Genomic DNA, 17,786 nt, shown 5'->3' on the forward strand with positions numbered 1-17,786 from the left:
GACAGCTTTTTGGAAAAGGCGATAAGCCTTTGGAAAAAAGATGACTTGTCTCGCTAGGTCCTCCACGCTGGAACTGGACTGGCTCCTTCTGCCGCAGGAGTCTCGCAATTTCCCGAACCACCTTTGCCATATTTAGAAGAACGGAAAACATGCCATATTAGAAAATAGAGTTGAATCTACGCGACCACCCACAGCTGGAGGGCCGTCTCATCAAACTTAGATAAGGGGTGTCTGGGGAACGGGGAGACTCCTGCGGGAGAAAGAGGTCGACGAGACCCCGCAGGGCACGATTTTTGCCCGAGGAGGCTCGACAGCTCGCCCGCGGAAAGCGAGTCGTTCCCCAGACACCCCAAGCACTAGTCAATAAAGACGGCCCCATCTACACTTAAATGTCTCAGCTCTTGGTATTGAACAAGCCTTTAAAATAATAACACTAAACTATAAAAGAGCCTAATGAAAGAGGGGCTTTTCTATGTTTGTGACGATACAATGGTAACGGGCATGCCATTTGGAGCTTGTACCGAATAGATCTTCTCCCCGTTCTCCTCAATTGGTCCATGTATTTCGACACCTTGTTCTTTTGCAAAAGACGCAAAGTCATCTCCTTCATCAACAACGATCTGGAGCATCGTTAAAGCGTTCATGCATTCATTCTTATGCCAGAATTCAAGCCAGCTCTCGCCAGCCTTAAAGATCCCGCCCCGGTAGTCTTCTGTATCCTCCCAGGAATTCTTCAAGCCAAGCTTATTCTGCAGAAAATCCACCATTGCCTCGCTGTGTTCCGATACTTCCCCATAGCGATACCCTAACACCTTCATCTTCATGTCCTCCTAAATAGAATATTCATCTTGCACAGGGTCATAAAAGATCAAATCATAAAACTGATCTCTAAGAGAAGAATCGTCACGATCTTCTGAGTTCAACTGCTCCCATTCATTCTCATCTAACATAACAATTGTAAGTTGGATTCCTTCTTGGTCAATCTTCTTTTGCAATTGGAAGCTTTGTTTCACATCACGCTCATTGTAATAGAAATTATCAAACGTATAGACCTTGCCATTCTTTGTTTGAAAACTAAACTCCCATTTAAATGACTCTTCACTACCTTCTCCTATCCCACCTGAGACATACGGGTCTAGTTCAGCTTTTTCAACCTCATCCCAACCGATTATTTCTTTATTACCAAATTGGGAGAACACAATCTGCTCATCGCGAATCGCTCGGTAATCATCCTTGGTGAGAAACATAACAAAAGGATTTAAAACAAATAAGAGAAAGAACAATCCGATTTCATATCCTTTCAGTGATTTGAAACCTTTTATATACAGAACGGAGAAAAGGATCGCTAACCCTGAAAGTAGTAGAATCTTCACACTTATGATCCACTGAGCAGAATTGGTGTCAAAATGAATATCATTAGATGTTTTAAGGGCGGCTTTATAATCAATGAAACCATATTCAATGATAAACATATAAGCAGGAAAGAGTAATGTAACAAACGTATACACTCTTAAGTACATAAACCACGAATCCTTCAGACGCTCTCGTCCCTTCGCTAAAAGAAACCCTAGCGATACAGGGAGCGCACTAAAGAAAACATATTGGATGATCTTCATCCCAATCGTCTGGCCTTCGTTAATCACAATTGTCAGGCCTGTTATGAAAGATAAGATAAGGATGCCCCAACCTGCGATCCGTTTTAACCATTGCATAACCTTCAAGATTGTCACCTCCTTCACCTCATTGTATACGAAGTGAAGAAGGACTGGTTACAAATAAGGTGTTTTCTCAAAGAGGGATATAAATCAATGATTGTCGAATAGACTAATTAGTAAGAAATGGACAAGGTGGGTCTTTATGAATATCTTTGTTAGTTACCTATTACTCGGACTGTCTCTTTCTGCACCGATGGGACCAATTAATGCTGCCCAACTCGATAAGGGGATCCGGTTTGGCTTCTGGCATGCATGGCTAATAGGCGTAGGCGGGATGGTTGCAGATGGCGTGTTTATGCTCCTCATTTATTTCGGAGTAGCTCAGTTTATTGATACCCCTATTCTAAGAGCATTTTTGTGGTCCTTTGGATTCTTTGTCCTTTGTTATACAGGGGTAGAAAGTATTGCTAAATCTAAAGCTCCTACACTAGAAAGAACAGAAACTAGAGGAGAAACACTGGGAAAATCTTTTCGGACAGGCTTTTTAATGGCTATCTCAAATCCGTTAAGTATTCTGTTCTGGCTCGGCATCTATGGATCAATACTAGCTCAAACCACAGATCAATATGGTGCTATACAAATCCTGATCTACAGTTCAGGTATTTTCCTCGGTATTACCATATGGGATATCACAATGGCTGCTCTTGCAACAGGCACGAGAAGGCTCGTGACACCTACCATTCAACAAATCATTTCTATCCTATCTGGTTTGGTTTTAATCGGCTTTGGTCTTTACTTTGGAATACAGGCTTTCAGGCTTATAGTTGGCGGATAGACAGACACCCATCTCTCCTTACTTTAATAGGATAACCGTGTAAATCCTTTAGGAGAGGTTGTTAACAGAAGTGAGTTTGTATACCAAGAGTTTGATTGAAGAACAGTTTACAGAATTAGAGGAATGGCAACGGGAGGCTTATCATGACTTCACCTCTATGATGCTGAGCACGGAACATCCTTACCCTTGCGTCCCAGGTAAACAAGGGTTTGTTGGAGACATGCTTCGATTTGGATTTTGTCCTTCTCCAAAAGATGAAGATGCGGCCAGAGTCATTGCGTCACTCCTTAAAGAATACGGAACGATATCACGGGACACAGGGATGTATGCATCTTTAGTGTTACTGTGTGATACAAGGGAACTTCTAGAGACCCATACATCTGTTTATGAGTATGAACAATGTTTCTGGAAGGTGCTAAGCGTTGTCCATCAGCTTGACGATGCACCTTGGCCAGAACACATTCCACAAGACCCCCATGACCCTTCATGGGAGTTCTGTTTTGATGGCGAGCCCTATTTTGCTTTTTGTGCTACACCAGCCCATGTCTCGAGAAAAAGCCGGTACTCCTCAAATTTCTTAATCGCCTTTCAACCTAGGTGGGTCTTTGATGAAATTAATGCTTCTACTTCTTTAGGACAGAAGCTTAAAAAAGTGATCCGAAAACGTCTTGTGGATTATGATGGAATAAAAGCCCATCCAAGCCTCATGTGGTATGGGCAGGAAGAGAATTACGAATGGAAACAGTATTTCCTGCATGATGATGATTCAACTCTATCGAAATGTCCCTTTATGAGAATGAAGAGTAAATGGAAAAGTTTACGTTCTTAACCTCCCGAGGGGATGGATCTCATTCATCCCCATTTCCGGGTGGAGTAAGACTGTTCTGCCTTTTACCCTTTTTGCTTCTAATCCAAGTAGCACCGGCGATCACCAAAAGGAATAGTAAGCTTACAAAGAATCCTTTTCGGCTGACATCATCCCAAAAGGTACCGGTTATAGCAAAGAAGATTAAAAGAAGAGAACCCATAAACAACAAACGATCCTTCCTTCCCTCTCCCATCAGCTTCTTATAAGAAAATAAAATAAATACCCATGTGTAAAGAAGCATTAACCCTGCTGCTGTTGTGATGTACTCAAACAGCTTCTCCGGTAACAACAAGGCAATAATGATGGATATGACCACAAAGAACGTCACCAAAAGAAAGGCAGGGATTGGGACACGCCACTTCCCTTCTTTAGCAAAGCGTTTTGGCGCATCACCCTCTTCAGCTAACGTGACAAGCATCGTTGTGACTGCATATAAAGAAGCTACCATAGTAGAGAAACCGGCAATGATAAGAACAGCAGTAAACAAATGGGCTACAAAAGGAATGTTGTATTGAGCTAGCGCTGTTAAAAATGGACTTTCATCTCCATTTATAGAAGCAAGTGGAGTCAGTTTCAGCACGAGAAAGATTGAAAGGACATATAGAGTCGTTAAGGCAACCAGCATAATCTGTCCTGATTTCGGGGCTTCTTTCGGCTCCTTCAGCTCTCTTGCCATAAGCCCCATCACCTCTATTCCTCCAAATGCATAGAAGGCATATAACAAAGCGATCCATAGCCCTTTAGGTCCATTGGCAAACCATTGAGCCCTCTTTTCTCCCCCATTTATCTCCTCTGTTATATCAATGAAACCAACCAATGCTGCACCAGCTATTAGAATAAACATAATGATCGCAGCTGCTTTCATAACACCAAACAGATTCTCCATTTTTTCTACCTTTTCTACTCCAAGAAGAATGACAAAAAGTCCGATCCCAGAAAAGACGGCTGAAAAAACCCATAGGGGAACCGATGGAAACCAGAATTGAGCAAAGATTCCAAGGGCCGTTAACTGACTCCCCATAATAAGCATTTCAGACGACCAGTAGACCCATCCATTACTAAACCCTGCCCAATTTCCATAGGCCTGCTTGGCATATGTACGAAAAGACCCTTTCTCCGGATGATGAGCCGTCATTTTAGCTAAACAATTAAACACAATCCATGTCCCCATCCCTGCTAATAAATATGCTATTAAAACAGACCATCCTGCTTTTTGGATACTAATACTCGCTCCAAGGAAATACCCTGTTCCAATAATACACCCAATACCAATGAGGGACATTTGCCACCACGATAAATGACCTTCTTTATCCTTTTCTGACATCTGCCTCCTCCTCCCAAACCGTTAGTCGTATTAGTGTTTGATAAACCATTGGGATTATGTAACGAAGGAATGGATTCGCTAATTCGGGCAATAGTAAGGAGCAAAATCAACATTTGGAGGTTTATTATGAACATATCACTCAACTGTTGGAATGAGTACGATCAACTGAAGTCTGTACTCGTTTGTTCCCCGTCAACCTTAGATGTCCCTGACGCTCAAACGGCTACTGACGTGCAGTGGGAGAAACCCGTAAGTCAAAAGAAAGCTCAAGAACACTTTCATAACATGGTGGATGCTATGAAGGAACACGGGATTCACGTTATTGACTATTCCAAACATTTATCAAGACAAGATGCACACCTAAGCCACCAATTAATTAATCGTGTCTTTACTCGTGATTTGGCCTGTGTCTTTGGGAATACACTTGTCCCAGGCGAACCGGGGACCTCCATGCGTCGCCCTGAATATATACAATCTCACTTTCTATTTCTCGATTGGTTTGGGCCTGAGCGCTTTAAAGTCACAGCAAATAATAACGGAAATGCATTAGAGTTTGGTGATGTTATGGTCCTAAACAAAGATGCGGTCTTTTTGAATACCGGTCTTCGATCAAGTTATGAAGCAGTGGAAAGAATGAAAGACCAGATCTTTCAAGCTGGATTCTCTGAAATTGGTGTGATTGACTTACCACGCCGCCCTGACACATTGCACATGGATATGAATGCAAATGTAGCCGCAGCAGATGTATTGATTGCCAAAAGTTATATGAGATATTTACCGGTTCGCATCCTTACAGAAACACATGACCGTTATCTAATGATGGAAGAATTCTTATTCAGACATGGATTTGAGGTGGAATGGACGAATGACATTAAGCACACCGTAGCTGATATTAATTTCTTAAACCTAGACCCTGAAACACTTTTAATCAGTACGAAGGCCAATAAAAAGATCATTCGTAATCATCCAAAATTAAAGAAGAAAAAGCTCATTGAGGTAGAAGTTGACGAACTCGAAAAAGGAGGAGGCGGGATACGCTGCATGACTCTCCCGTTAGAAAGACAATCATAAAAAAACGAGGCTCTCGATATCGAGAGCCTCGTTTTTTCTTTTACGCAGATGCTTCGGTTTGATGCTTTTTCTCTGATTGGTTAACAATGGATGTTCCAACTAAGTCGCCAGTTACGTTCAGTGCAGTCGCACCCATTCCAACAAGAACATCAATAGACGTTAGAACCGCAACAGCTTCCATTGGTAACCCAACTTGAGTAAATACTGTAGCGATCATGACGATGCCGGCGCCAGGCACACCTGCTGTGCCGATTGAAGCCAATGTACCAACAATTACAATCATAAGCATTCCTGTAAAACCAAGAGTCGTATCTGTGTAGTTTGCCGCAAACACGGCGGATACAGCAATACGAATCGCTGCTCCGTCCATGTTCATCGTTGCTCCAAGTGGCAGACTAAATCCGTACAGACTCTTTGATAACCCTAAGCGATTCGCTGCATTTAGCGTCACAGGTAATGTTCCTGAGCTACTCTGTGTAACAAACGCCGTAATCATAGGCGTTCTCGCTTGGGAGAAGAATTCCCGTGGACTCATTTTAAACGTAATCATCAGAATCGTATAAAGCACAATCTGAACAAGAATAGCCACATAAAGGACAAGCACCATGTTTCCAAGTTCAAGAATCGTGTTTATTCCTTGATTTCCAACGGTTTGAGCAATAATAGCAAAGATCCCTATTGGAATAATTTGAAGAATCACGTTCATCACTTTAAAGGTAGCTTCATTTAATCCGTTAAAGAGCTTATAAACATGCTCCCCTAGTTCTCCATGTTCATCAGAATTCCGAATAGCAGAAATCGCAATACCAAATACTAAAGAGGTAAAGATAATACCTAATAAATTCATCTCAGAAAAGGCTGTTACGATATTACTTGGAATAATGTTTAAGAGCACGCTGGCCACACCAGGATAATCATTTGCTTCCACCGTTTCTGATGTCTCAACAGTAATACCAGAACCCGGTTCAAATAGATTAGCTACCAGAAGCCCAACCACGATCGCCAAAGCAGAGGTAACAGCATAGTAAAGGAACATCTTCCCTCCCATGCGCCCAAGGTTACCTAACTTGGTCTGGTTAACACCCACAATTAATGTAAAGAAAATAAGCGGGATGATGATGAATTGTAATAAACGCATTAATAAGTCGCCTAATGGAGAAAGAACAGACGTACCCTCTCCAAAGACAAGGCCGGTAATAATACCTAATATAAGTGCAATCGTAATCTTCACAATGAGTGAAGTATTAATATAACCACGAAATAAACGACCCATTTGTATGCCTCCTTTTTTATTTATAATTATTCCTATCATTTTAATCGGCTTTGATGTTTATAACTTATAAGATTTTATTCTCTATGTCAAAGACTTGTTTTTTCCAAATCTCTTTCTAGAGCATTAGTTAGTGTACCAACTCCGATCGGAAAGATAAATCTAAATGCTTAGAAATAAAAGTTCTTCATTTCAAAAGGTTTGCTTTCTTATCATACCCTCGTTAAACAGAAACACTCCTTTTTCCGATCCACGGGGCCTTGATGAGTGCTTGAGGGTTGCTCGGGGGTTACCCCATTTCCTTGTCAGGAAGGGTTAAACAGTTTCTAGAGTCCAGATATGTCAGGTTTCCGCTCCACCTTGCACTCAGCCTAAAGCTACAGAAACATTCACTCTTCTTCGAGTACTGAATAAATCCATAAAAAGCACAAGTCCTTTAAAGGACTTGTGCTTTTTTTACCCTGAATGGGAATTATCTTTTACCTTCGACCGTTGCTTTTTCTGAAAGGGAAACCACCAGTTTAAATCACCCAATAGCTTCATCAGACTCGGCACAAGGAGTAGCCGGATGATGGTCGCATCAATAAAGATGGCTATGGCAATTCCTATACCGATTTGTTTCACTGGCATTACGTTTGTAAACGCGAAGGCTCCTGTGATCACAATCATAATGAGGGCAGCTGAGGTAATAATCTTACTCGTATTAGCGAGCCCTTCCACTGTGGAATGATGATTGTCTTTTGTCTCTTGGTAAAATTCATGAATTCGCGAAATAAGAAAGACTTCGTAATCCATGCTTAATCCAAACACAAGACTAAAGACAAGGACAGGCAGGACGAGCGCAATATCAGTTTCCTCTAATCCAAACAAACCATTTTGGAACAGGAGAACGAGAATTCCAAATGTAGACGTCAGCCCGACAATATTCATTAAAATCGCCTTAAGTGGAATCAAAATGGACTTAAAGGCAAGCATTAATATCGTAAAGGTAGAGATAAGAATAATCGCAATACTGATTCCTACTTTGTCGTAAATCTCGTCATAAATTTCCTGGTTGAACTTCGGTTGACCTCCTATACTAACATCGACCGCCCAATCTTGATCAATCCAATCTCTCATTAACGCTTGAGCTTTGTCAGCATCAGCTTTAGCATCGATTGTTACCGGAAGTAAGAGTTGATCCCCTTTCACAAAACGATCAATAGCAGGCTGAAGCTGCTCTTTTGTTTGTTCTTGTTGAAGAGCTTGATATAACTCCTCACTTGAATCTATTTCACTTACTTTAAATAAAGTAGCTACAGAATCTACAAGATCTTCCCCACTAGCCTCTTCCTCTAGAGTCTTCCAGTCTTCTAATCCTTCTTGACTTAGCCAATCCCCGTCGCGTTCAGCCACTATATAAACTTGACTTTGATCAGGCGACAGGAAAGTATCTTCAATATCTTCATAGGCTGCTCTTGATTCATAGCTTTCAGGTAGGGACTCAATCGTCGGGATCGAAAGGTTCATATTCTTTAATGGAACGATCCCTACGATAAGAATGGCCAAAGCAACAAGTGTAATAAGAATTGGTCTCTTCATCACCCAACGAGCAAACGTACGCCAACGCCCTACAGAAGACTGATCCACCCGAATCACTTTCCACTTATTTATATGGTGCCCTAATAAGAATAAGATGGAGGGCAACAGCGTAAGGGCCGTCAACACAGCAATCAGCACAACGACCATTCCACCAAGAGCAATCGTTTGAAAGATATCAATCTGGATAACCATCATCGCACCAAGTCCAATGAACACACACATCGCTGAGAAGAGAATCGATCGTCCTGCTGTCAGAATTGTTGTGCGTATAGCGGCAGCAGGCTCGTTATCTAGTAGTTCTTCACGGTAGCGGTTAATAAATAACAACGCAAAATCTATACTTAAAGCTAGACCGATCATGGGCACAACATTGAGAAGGAAGACAGATAAATTCACACTATCTCCAAGCACAGTTAGAACACCAAATGCTATTACGACCGTCATACCACCTACGATAACCGGTACAATGGAAGCTACTACACTACCAAACGCCAAAAGTAAAACAAGTAAAGCCACTGGAAGACCAATTAGTTCAGCTGTTTTTAAATCTTCCTGACTCGCTTTATTAATGTCTTCAGATATAACTGGCGCTCCAGTAACAGAAACACCCTTGTATTCATCTGCAATAGAACGTACGTCTTCAATGACCTTCTTCATATCTTCAGGATCTTCATCCATATTTAAAGAGGCATAGGCAGTATCCTCTTCCATCATGGTCTCATCCTTTAATGGAGAAGTGACGGACGAAATAGCAGGGATATCCTGCGCCTCATCAAGAACACCTTGGATTGTTTCCTGAAACGCACTTCCTTCTTCCTCAAATAAGAGAAGAATAGAAGATTTCGGGAAGCCAAACTGTTCATTCAGCGTCTCCTCCACCTCTTCATACTCCCCAGCCGTACGGAAGCCATCCCCCTCAAGCTTTGATGGAAGGTCTAATGCAAAATAACCAAACACAATAACAATAGCTAACCAAAAGAAAAGCAAACCTTTATTTGCTTTCACAATGGCAGAGGCAATTGAGTTCATACTATCTGCTCCTTTGTCGTTCGTATATAAAATATGCTCCTTTCTTCATTGTAAACTTTTTAAACTTTAATGAGAATTCTTAAGGTTTTCCAATAAGCTAACTTACCGTGAATATAAAAAAGCACTCATCCTTTGAGGTATGAGTGCTTTTCGTATTATATTCCAAATAAATTATAAAAAATTTGTCCATTAGGCAAAGGTACCAAAAACACAAAGCGAAAGAGCAAATAAAACCCTCCACATATAAGTGTTGAACTAGTCCCTGCCTTTACCCACTTTTGTTTCTTTGACCCCTCATCTTGCAATAGAAAGACTAGCATTGTCACAATAAACAGGCTGGTAATAAGGAAGCCTACATACCATAATCCAATCCCGTAGAGGACCATTCCGCCTATGACTGCATAGATCTTCTCCTTATCCACCCCTTCAAATGGTCGATTTGTCACTGGTATCCAGAAACTCTTAACAAGGTATAAAATACTTAGTATTAAGGAGATCAAACTTATCACTTCAGGAAAGATACCACTCATTTCACTTAGCTGCCTTGCTTCATAATAAGCATATGAAAAGATGAACACCAGTACAGAGGCTATAACTGTCTCTTTATTAAATCGCCTCATTTCGACTCTCCTTCCTGCTATCAGATTCATTTTGGTCCTTTGTTCCTTTAAAATAGCTATATAAAGGAGATAATAACGAAATTATACACATAATGATTAAGATTAAGGAAATCGGACGTCCAAAGAACATCCCCCAAATGTTTCCTTGCGCACCACCAATCATGATTGATTGGGCTAGCCCCTCTTCAGCAATAGGCCCCAAAATTAAACCAAGTACAATTGGAGCAGGGTTAAAACCAACCTTCTTTAAATAGTAAGCGAGTATACCAAAGCCAAGCATAAAAAATACATCTAGTACGTTATTTCGTATAGCATATGCTCCAATAATTGTTAGAAACAGAATGCTTGGTGCAAGATAAAATGTAGGCAAATTTAATACCTTCCCAATATAGCGCGCTCCAATAATTCCAGAAAATAACATAACAACGTTAGCAATGATAAAAGATATTAAAAAAGTGTAAATAAGAGCTCCGTGTTCTACAAAAAGATTAGGCCCAGGTCTAATACCTTGGATCATAAGCGCCCCCAACATAATAGCCGCAGGGGGAGCTCCGGGAATCCCTAGAGCGAGCAGAGGTACAAGAGATCCGCCAACTTCTGAATTATTGGAGGATTCAGAAGCCACTACCCCATCTACGTTTCCTTTCCCAAACTCATTTTTGTTCTTTGAGAAACGAACAGCAGAATCATAAGAAAGGAGAGCTGCTACATTCCCTCCTGCACCGGGGATAATCCCAGTAAAAAAACCGATAATAGAAGAACGTAAAACTAGAATGGGGCGCTTTATAATATATAGAAACATAGATTTCATACTAGATTGGTGATTTTCATTTCCTTCACTCGCTTTTTTTGAGACCGCCTTTTCAACCATTCCGATTACTTCAGGCAAACAAAAAAAGGCGATAAGCACTACAATCAGTTCCAAACCTGCTTGTAGTGGGGCAAACCCAAATGAATATCGTGCCTCTCCTCCAACTGGTGCAAGACCAATTGTACTAAGCATCAACCCTATTCCACCCCCTATTAAGCCTTTTAATAGGGAGCCACTTGAAAGGGTAGCTATCATAGTAAGACCCAAAATAGCGATCCAAAAGTACTCCGGAGGGCCAAAACGTAATGCCAAAGTTGCAAGAGGGCCTGTCAGAAATAATAAAGCGATACCACCAAGCACCCCGCCGATCCCCGAACTAATGGCTGCTGTTTTGAGGGCTTTTTCCGCCATACCCTTCTTGGTTAACGGATACCCATCAAAGGTTGTTGCTATAGCAGAAGGTGTACCTGGCGTGTTGATTAAGATAGCTGATATACATCCTCCATAAATCCCCCCTATATACAATCCCCCTAATGTAATTAACGCTGTTTCTGCAGACATTGTGAATGTAAAAGGTAACAATAAAGCTAATGCCATCGTAGTCGTTAGTCCAGGCAAAGCTCCAACAACGATTCCCCCTACTACACCTGCAATCATAAGCAGGATATTAATTGGTTGAAGCAAAGCATTTATGATTTGCGGAAGAAATTCGAACATTCATGCCCCCCCTTTCTCTTATGATTATTCACTATATTTCTCTACTAAAGGTTTCATTTCTTCTACTTTTTGATTGATATACTCTTGAGATTCATCAGCACCCATGGATTTTGGGATAAATCCTTCTTTAATCATTTCTTTCTTCACCTTTTCATCATTGGCAATTTCGAGAAATGCATCTTCTAATTTTTTAATGATCTCCTCATCCGTCTTTGGTGGAACCGCTACTCCACGATCAATCGAAGCAGTCATGTTATAGCCAAGGTCTTTAAATGTAGGGATATCTGGCATTGGTTCAAATGTACCTTCAGATCCAATCCCTAACACTTTCATGTCATCTTGGTATTTCACTAAATCACTTGAATTAACTAAGACAGCATCCGTATTCCCACCTAAAAATGCTTGAATGGATGGTGCAGCCCCGCTGAAAGGAACATATTCAGCTTTAAAATCAGCCAAGTCCTGCAATTGCATAAGAGTGATATGATGCCCCGAATACGTTCCGGAACCTGCCACCGTTAGCCCTCCAGGATTTTTTTTCGCTTGATCTATAAAGTCACTTAAGCTTTCAATACTACTATCTTTTGAAACGGCGAGCGCGATTGGTGTGGCTTGGAAAATCGCTACAGGATTAATTTCCTCAGTTTCGTAACCAGCACTATCCCTTGCTAGAGGTTGTAACACGATATGAGGTATGTTAATCCCTGTTATGAAATAACCATCTGGACGCTTCCCGACTAGTTCTGACCATCCAATAGCACCTCCGCCCCCATCCTTATACGTAATAACTACTTTTTGATCTAATATCTCCTCAAGCATTGGCTGTTGTCTTCTTGCTTCAATGTCTGATTGTCCACCAGGATTGAAAGGAATACTATAGGTAATTTGTTTAGATGGATACTTAGAAACCGCGGAACCTGCACTGCACCCTGTAATCAAAATAGTTACCATTAAAACCATCATTAAACTCAGTACGTTGACTTTCATTTATATTACCTCCCCTTTTTAAATCCCCTTCGACTATTGCATCTGAATACTTACTACAAGACCAAACGATGAGCGGTGCGATGTAATCGCTTACAAATTACTTTTCAGTGGCTCAACCATTCATTAACGTTTATTAAACCACTAGTTGTTAGATTATTCAATATTATCTAACAATTATCTGTATACATTTTTGTAATACAAGTTATTAAAAAACTATATATATGAGGAAATGTAATGACTATTAATGAAGAAAAAAATCAGTCTTTAGTTAAAAATGTTGAATTTTAAAAAAAATCAGATAACTTATTGATTTTTCATAGTATTGGTGGTTTAATTTAATTGAATCATAAATTGGTTGGGTCACCTAACCAACAATAAGGATATTTCCTTTTACTTACTTTTAAGGAGCTGAAATCATGGGGAAAAGTTATAATTCTGGAGTTGCAACGAGCGAAAAAGAATCATCCAGTCAACATGTACAAACTCACAAATTTCTAATCCACCATAAAGGGGATCACGTAGGTGTAGCCACAAACGAAATCCAAGAAGGGGAAAAAGTAATCGGCGTTTACATGGAGGATGACTCAACAGTAGAAGTCACTTCAAAAGGTACCATCCCTTTAGGGCACAAAATAGCCCTACAACCATTATCTACTGGAGAAGAAGTCGTCAAATATGGAGTGCCCATCGGTCTTACAACTACTGATTGGCAAGTAGGCGATTATGTACACACTCATAATATGAAAACGGCGAGGTGGTAAGATGAATCAACCCTTATACGGTTACAGAAGAGAAAACGGGAAAGTCGGAATTAGAAATCATGTCATTCTTTTACCTGTGGATGATATCTCAAACGCAGCTTGCGAAGCCGTTGCGAATAATGTCAAAGGTACGTTAGCCCTTCCGCACGCATATGGAAGACTTCAATACGGTGAAGATCTAGATCTTCATTTCCGTACAATGATTGGGGTTGGGGCAAATCCGAATGTAGCTGCTGTTGTCGTGATTGGTATTGAAGAAAATTGGTCAAAAAAGATTGCCGAAGGAATAGCTGAGACAGGGAAGCCAGTTTCTTACTTCTCTATCGAAGGAAATGGCGATCTCGAAACGGTGAAGAACGCTTCTTGGAAAGCGAAAGAATACGTGCAGTGGGCATCCGAATTGCAACGTGAACCAATCGAGCTAAGTGATTTAACGGTAAGTATTAAATGTGGTGAATCTGATACAACAACAGGGATGGGATCATGCCCAACTGTATCCCAAGCCGTTGATCGACTTGTGGACGCAGGAGCGACCGTATTCTTCGGAGAGACATCAGAGTTAACAGGTGGAGAGCATTTAATAGCAGATCGCATGGCAACTCCTGAACTTAAAGAGAAATTTATGGCGGTTTACAATGACTATGTGGGAGAAATTGAATCAAAAGGTGTTGACCTTCTTGGTTCTCAACCCACTCAAGGGAATATTGCTGGTGGTCTATCAACCATCGAGGAAAAAGCGCTTGGGAACATTGCCAAAACCGGTACAAAAGAAGTAGTTGGCGTCTTAGACCCTGCAGAAGCGCCATCTAATGGGGCTGGCCTTTACTTTATGGATACATCTTCAGCCGCTGCGGAGTGTATCACCCTTATGGCTGCAGCTGGTGCAGTCGTTCATTTCTTCCCAACTGGACAAGGGAATATTATTGGGAATCCCATTGAGCCGGTCATTAAAGTAACAGCCAACCCTTATACAGCGGGGACTATGAGTGAACATATTGACGTCGACGTTAAAGGACTATTAACTAGAGAGCTGTCTTTAACCGACGCAGGTGATAGCCTAATGGACTATCTTTATCGTACTGTAAACGGCCGACTCACAAGTGCTGAAGCGCTCGGTCATCGTGAATTTGTTATGACGAAATTATACAGAAGTGCTTAAAAACACAGAAAAAAGCTGTCTTCTCCCATAAGAGAAGGCAGCTTTTTTCTGTTGGCATATACGAAACTAAAAAAGGAGCTAATGCTCCTTTTATTGAATACACTTAAGTTCATCCGGAAAAGAAACCCCAAATTCCTTTCCAAGACTCGTTAACTCTTCGATTACATCCTCAGATAAGGGGATTCCTTCCAGAGACCTTTTTAAGTACTCTTTTCTCCTTCTTTCTCCAGGGTATCGAATATCCTCTACCCCCGGGGCCTTCGGTGTAGCTTTCATTTCTAGAAGCAATTCATTAATCGTTTCTTCAAATGTTTCAAGAGTCATAAATTTTTCTATGTCCATCAAGATAAAGAAGTGTCCGATATTAGAGGGTTGCTCATTTGAGTTATTATACATACTGTTTACGTTCGGTCCAAAGGCTGCTCCGGAAAGAACACCCGTTAAAACTTCAACAGCAAGAGCCAAAGCAGACCCCTTAGCTCCACCGAGGGGTAAGACCGCTCCTTTTAGCGCTTCTGCAGGGTCCGTGGTATTCTCACCCAACTCATTAACCGCCCATCCCTCAGGAATTTCCTCATGCTCCTTGTTTGCCAAGATAATCTTCCCTCGAGCTACCACACTAGTAGATAAATCGATCACAATAGGGGATTCATTCCCTGTCGGAAATCCAAAACCAATTGGATTTGTCCCAAAAAAAGCGGCCCTACCTCCCCAAGGTGCAATCCCAGGAGGAGAATTTGTAAAGGCAATGGCTGCTAGCCCCTCTTCAATTGCTTTCTGGCAATAGAAGGAGGCCGTTCCGAAATGGTTACTATTTTTAATAGCAACACCGGCTAGCCCAGTTTCTTTCGCCATCTCCATTCCTCTGTGAAGCCCTTCATAACTCACCACATGACCAAGTCCATTGTCACCGTCCACCATCAAGACAGAAGCACCGCTCTGATCAGCTCTTATGGATGGTGAAGCTTTAATCCGTCCATCCTTGAGACGTTTACAATAAACAGACAAGCGACTAACACCATGACTATCCACGCCCTCTAAATTTGCTCGAACGAGTGCCTCAGCTACGACATCGCCGTGATCTTCTCTTACGCCAAGTTCTGATAATACTTGTCTCGAGAACATGTGAAGCCTTTCAGAAGAAAATATTCGCATCTTACCTCTCCTCTTCGGTTAAATGACTTGTAATTGAGTTCTCCACACTTTCTAAATGGTATTTCATCTTGTCCCGAGCCTTTGATGGATCCTTATCTTTCATCGCTTGAACGATTTCCCGATGCTCTTTAACTGACTTACGGGCGCGGCCTTCAATCTTATTCGACTGAAAACGAGTCTCATGCAACAGATCTATTAAGTTGTGCATGACCCTTACCAAAACGATATTATCTGAAATAGTAGCTAAATTTAAATGAAATTCATGATCAAGATTAGACAGCTCATCATAGTCTGTCTCTTCCGTTATAACTGATTCCGCCCTTTCTACTATTCTCTCCAGTTGACTCATTTGCTCTTCACTAGCACGGTTAACAGCCCATTCGACCGCATTGATTTCTAAAATATTGCGAATAGCAAACAAGTCTTTTATATGGTCTTCTGACACAAAGAAAAAAGAAGTCATCTTTCTAATTTGTTCGTCTTCTGCTGCAATAAATATTCCTGTACCGTGTTTAATGACCAAGTATCCATAAGCTTCTAATATCTTATACGCTTCCCGTACTGTATTTCTACTTACTTCTAATTGGGTAGCCATTTCTCTCTCCCCTGGAATTTTATCGCCAGGTTGATATTCTTTATTCATAATCCTTTTTTTTATATGGTCTGCTACTTGTTCGGAAATTCCTTTTCTCTTAAACTCCACTGGTTCCATGTGTATCTCTCCCTATTTAAATTATACGACACACAAGGAAGGACTACCCTTTAATATTTTAGATACTTCTTTAGCAACTAACACTGATGTCCTAACTTGTGATTCATTCGTGAGGCCTGCAATATGCGGGGTAATGATGGCATCTGGCTGTAACAATAAAGGATGCTCTGAATCAATGGGCTCTTTTTCAAGCACATCCAAAAAAGCCCCTCCGATATGCTTTTCCCGTAAGGCTTTTGCTAAAGCTTCTTCATCGACTATACCACCCCTTGACGTATTAATAAGGAAAGCATTCGGTTTCATTTCTTTTAGGGTTTTTGAATTTAAAAGATAGGTAGTCGACGGATTTAATGGAACATGAATAGAAACAAAATCAGAAATAGCAAGAACTTCTTCTAAGGAATTCTTAACATTGACTCCGGTCTCGGCAACAATATGTTCATACTCTGTAATGAAAGGGTCATACCCCACTACATCCATACCAAATACTTTCGCCCTTTTAGCCACACGGTGGGCTATTTCACCAAGACCGATCAGCCCTATTGTTTTCTCATATATTTCTCCACCTGTATGCCTTCTTCTATCCCATGTACCTTTTAAAACATCCTGCGAGGCTGTAAAAAGGGATCGGTTAGAACTAAGTATTGCACTCATCACATATTCGGCCACTGATGTTGCATTGGCGTTTTTAGCGAATACCACATCTATGCCCTTTTCTTTCGCTGCTTTTATATTTATATTATCAAGCCCGACTCCCAGTCTTCCGATTACCTTCAACTTCTCTCCTGACTGAAGTAATTCTTCATCTACTTTCGTTTGGTTTCGAACAATTAAACCATCAAATTCTTTAACAGACCTTACCAAGCGTTCCCGATCAGTCCAAAGCTCCTCATCGTACACAACCTCAAACCCCTGGTCCTTTAATTCATCTATTCCCTCCTGCCAAATTACTTCACTAACTAAAACCCTCATACCCATCCCCCTCTTATATTCATAATGGTTTAGTGACCCAACCAATTACACTTATTAAACCATTAATTTTCTAATTATTCAATAGTTTCTGATTTTGTTTCTTTGTCACCTGATCAAACGGGTGTATTTGAGTGTACGGTTATCATTCTCCTCTATAAGTGACATATAGAATCTGTATAAGTGACAGCTAAATTCTATGCTAATGTAATTGTAAGCGCTTAAAATATTATAAGGAGGAACTCATTAATGGAACACGCCA

The 17,786-nt window shown here is 40.9% G+C and carries 16 protein-coding genes; 5 read left to right on the plus strand and 11 right to left on the minus strand.

Annotated elements, in window-relative coordinates:
* Window positions 1-470 precede the first annotated feature (470 nt).
* Both LQ226_RS15930 and LQ226_RS15935 read right to left on the minus strand, forming a co-directional pair.
* Window positions 471-818: a VOC family protein gene (locus LQ226_RS15930; protein WP_231418950.1), complete on the minus strand. Its 348-nt coding sequence runs from the start codon at window positions 816-818 to the stop codon at window positions 471-473.
* Window positions 819-830: 12 nt separating this feature from the next.
* On the minus strand, window positions 831-1,721 hold the full coding sequence (locus tag LQ226_RS15935; protein WP_231418951.1) for a hypothetical protein: 891 nt from the start codon (window positions 1,719-1,721) through the stop codon (window positions 831-833).
* 136 nt (window positions 1,722-1,857) lie between these two features.
* Between LQ226_RS15935 and LQ226_RS15940 the strand changes: the two genes are divergently transcribed.
* Both LQ226_RS15940 and LQ226_RS15945 read left to right on the plus strand, forming a co-directional pair.
* Window positions 1,858-2,490: a LysE family translocator gene (locus LQ226_RS15940; protein WP_231418952.1), complete on the plus strand. Its 633-nt coding sequence runs from the start codon at window positions 1,858-1,860 to the stop codon at window positions 2,488-2,490.
* Window positions 2,491-2,560: 70 nt separating this feature from the next.
* On the plus strand, window positions 2,561-3,319 hold the full coding sequence (locus tag LQ226_RS15945; protein WP_231418953.1) for a YqcI/YcgG family protein: 759 nt from the start codon (window positions 2,561-2,563) through the stop codon (window positions 3,317-3,319).
* A gap of 19 nt (window positions 3,320-3,338) precedes the next feature.
* Here the strand turns inward: LQ226_RS15945 and LQ226_RS15950 are convergent, their stop codons facing one another.
* Entirely contained in the window at window positions 3,339-4,682 is a 1,344-nt protein-coding gene (locus tag LQ226_RS15950; protein WP_231418954.1) for an amino acid permease, read from the minus strand.
* A gap of 126 nt (window positions 4,683-4,808) precedes the next feature.
* Here LQ226_RS15950 and LQ226_RS15955 point away from each other — a divergent pair, with 126 nt between their 5' ends.
* Window positions 4,809-5,753 carry an arginine deiminase family protein gene (locus LQ226_RS15955; RefSeq protein WP_231418955.1) on the plus strand — a complete coding sequence of 315 codons (945 nt, stop codon included), beginning with the start codon at window positions 4,809-4,811 and terminating at the stop codon, window positions 5,751-5,753.
* Between the two features lie 40 nt (window positions 5,754-5,793).
* Here the strand turns inward: LQ226_RS15955 and LQ226_RS15960 are convergent, their stop codons facing one another.
* From LQ226_RS15960 to LQ226_RS15980, 5 genes are all read right to left on the minus strand, one after another.
* The gene (locus LQ226_RS15960) at window positions 5,794-7,026 is read right to left on the minus strand and encodes a dicarboxylate/amino acid:cation symporter (RefSeq protein WP_231418956.1); all 1,233 of its coding nucleotides are present in this window, start codon (window positions 7,024-7,026) and stop codon (window positions 5,794-5,796) included.
* A gap of 453 nt (window positions 7,027-7,479) precedes the next feature.
* Entirely contained in the window at window positions 7,480-9,633 is a 2,154-nt protein-coding gene (locus LQ226_RS15965; RefSeq protein WP_231418957.1) for an MMPL family transporter, read from the minus strand.
* A 155-nt stretch (window positions 9,634-9,788) separates the two neighbouring features.
* On the minus strand, window positions 9,789-10,253 hold the full coding sequence (locus tag LQ226_RS15970) for a tripartite tricarboxylate transporter TctB family protein (protein ID WP_231418958.1): 465 nt from the start codon (window positions 10,251-10,253) through the stop codon (window positions 9,789-9,791).
* On the minus strand, window positions 10,240-11,781 hold the full coding sequence (locus LQ226_RS15975; RefSeq protein WP_231418959.1) for a tripartite tricarboxylate transporter permease: 1,542 nt from the start codon (window positions 11,779-11,781) through the stop codon (window positions 10,240-10,242). Before LQ226_RS15975 ends, LQ226_RS15970 begins: the two co-directional genes overlap by 14 nt.
* A 24-nt stretch (window positions 11,782-11,805) precedes the next feature.
* Entirely contained in the window at window positions 11,806-12,768 is a 963-nt protein-coding gene (locus LQ226_RS15980) for a tripartite tricarboxylate transporter substrate binding protein (RefSeq protein ID WP_231418960.1), read from the minus strand.
* A 416-nt stretch (window positions 12,769-13,184) separates the two neighbouring features.
* Here LQ226_RS15980 and LQ226_RS15985 point away from each other — a divergent pair, with 416 nt between their 5' ends.
* Both LQ226_RS15985 and LQ226_RS15990 read left to right on the plus strand, forming a co-directional pair.
* The gene (locus tag LQ226_RS15985; RefSeq protein ID WP_231418961.1) at window positions 13,185-13,529 is read left to right on the plus strand and encodes a UxaA family hydrolase; all 345 of its coding nucleotides are present in this window, start codon (window positions 13,185-13,187) and stop codon (window positions 13,527-13,529) included.
* A 1-nt stretch (window position 13,530) separates the two neighbouring features.
* Window positions 13,531-14,688, plus strand: coding sequence for a UxaA family hydrolase (locus tag LQ226_RS15990; RefSeq protein WP_231418962.1), 1,158 nt, complete (start codon window positions 13,531-13,533; stop codon window positions 14,686-14,688).
* 90 nt (window positions 14,689-14,778) lie between these two features.
* Here LQ226_RS15990 and LQ226_RS15995 read toward each other — a convergent pair whose 3' ends face one another.
* Genes LQ226_RS15995 through LQ226_RS16005 form a run of 3 tightly spaced genes read right to left on the minus strand, consistent with a single transcriptional unit; the run spans window position 14,779 to window position 17,527 of the window.
* On the minus strand, window positions 14,779-15,843 hold the full coding sequence (locus LQ226_RS15995) for an Ldh family oxidoreductase (RefSeq protein ID WP_231418963.1): 1,065 nt from the start codon (window positions 15,841-15,843) through the stop codon (window positions 14,779-14,781).
* A gap of 1 nt (window position 15,844) precedes the next feature.
* Window positions 15,845-16,555 (minus strand): FadR/GntR family transcriptional regulator, encoded by a 711-nt coding sequence (locus tag LQ226_RS16000; protein WP_231418964.1) that lies wholly within the window; start codon window positions 16,553-16,555, stop codon window positions 15,845-15,847.
* 21 nt (window positions 16,556-16,576) lie between these two features.
* Entirely contained in the window at window positions 16,577-17,527 is a 951-nt protein-coding gene (locus LQ226_RS16005) for a hydroxyacid dehydrogenase (protein ID WP_231418965.1), read from the minus strand.
* Window positions 17,528-17,786 lie beyond the last annotated feature (259 nt).

Origin of the sequence: Pontibacillus sp. HN14, assembly GCF_021129245.1 — a bacterium.
In the GTDB taxonomy this organism is placed as follows: Bacteria; Bacillota; Bacilli; order Bacillales; family BH030062; genus Pontibacillus.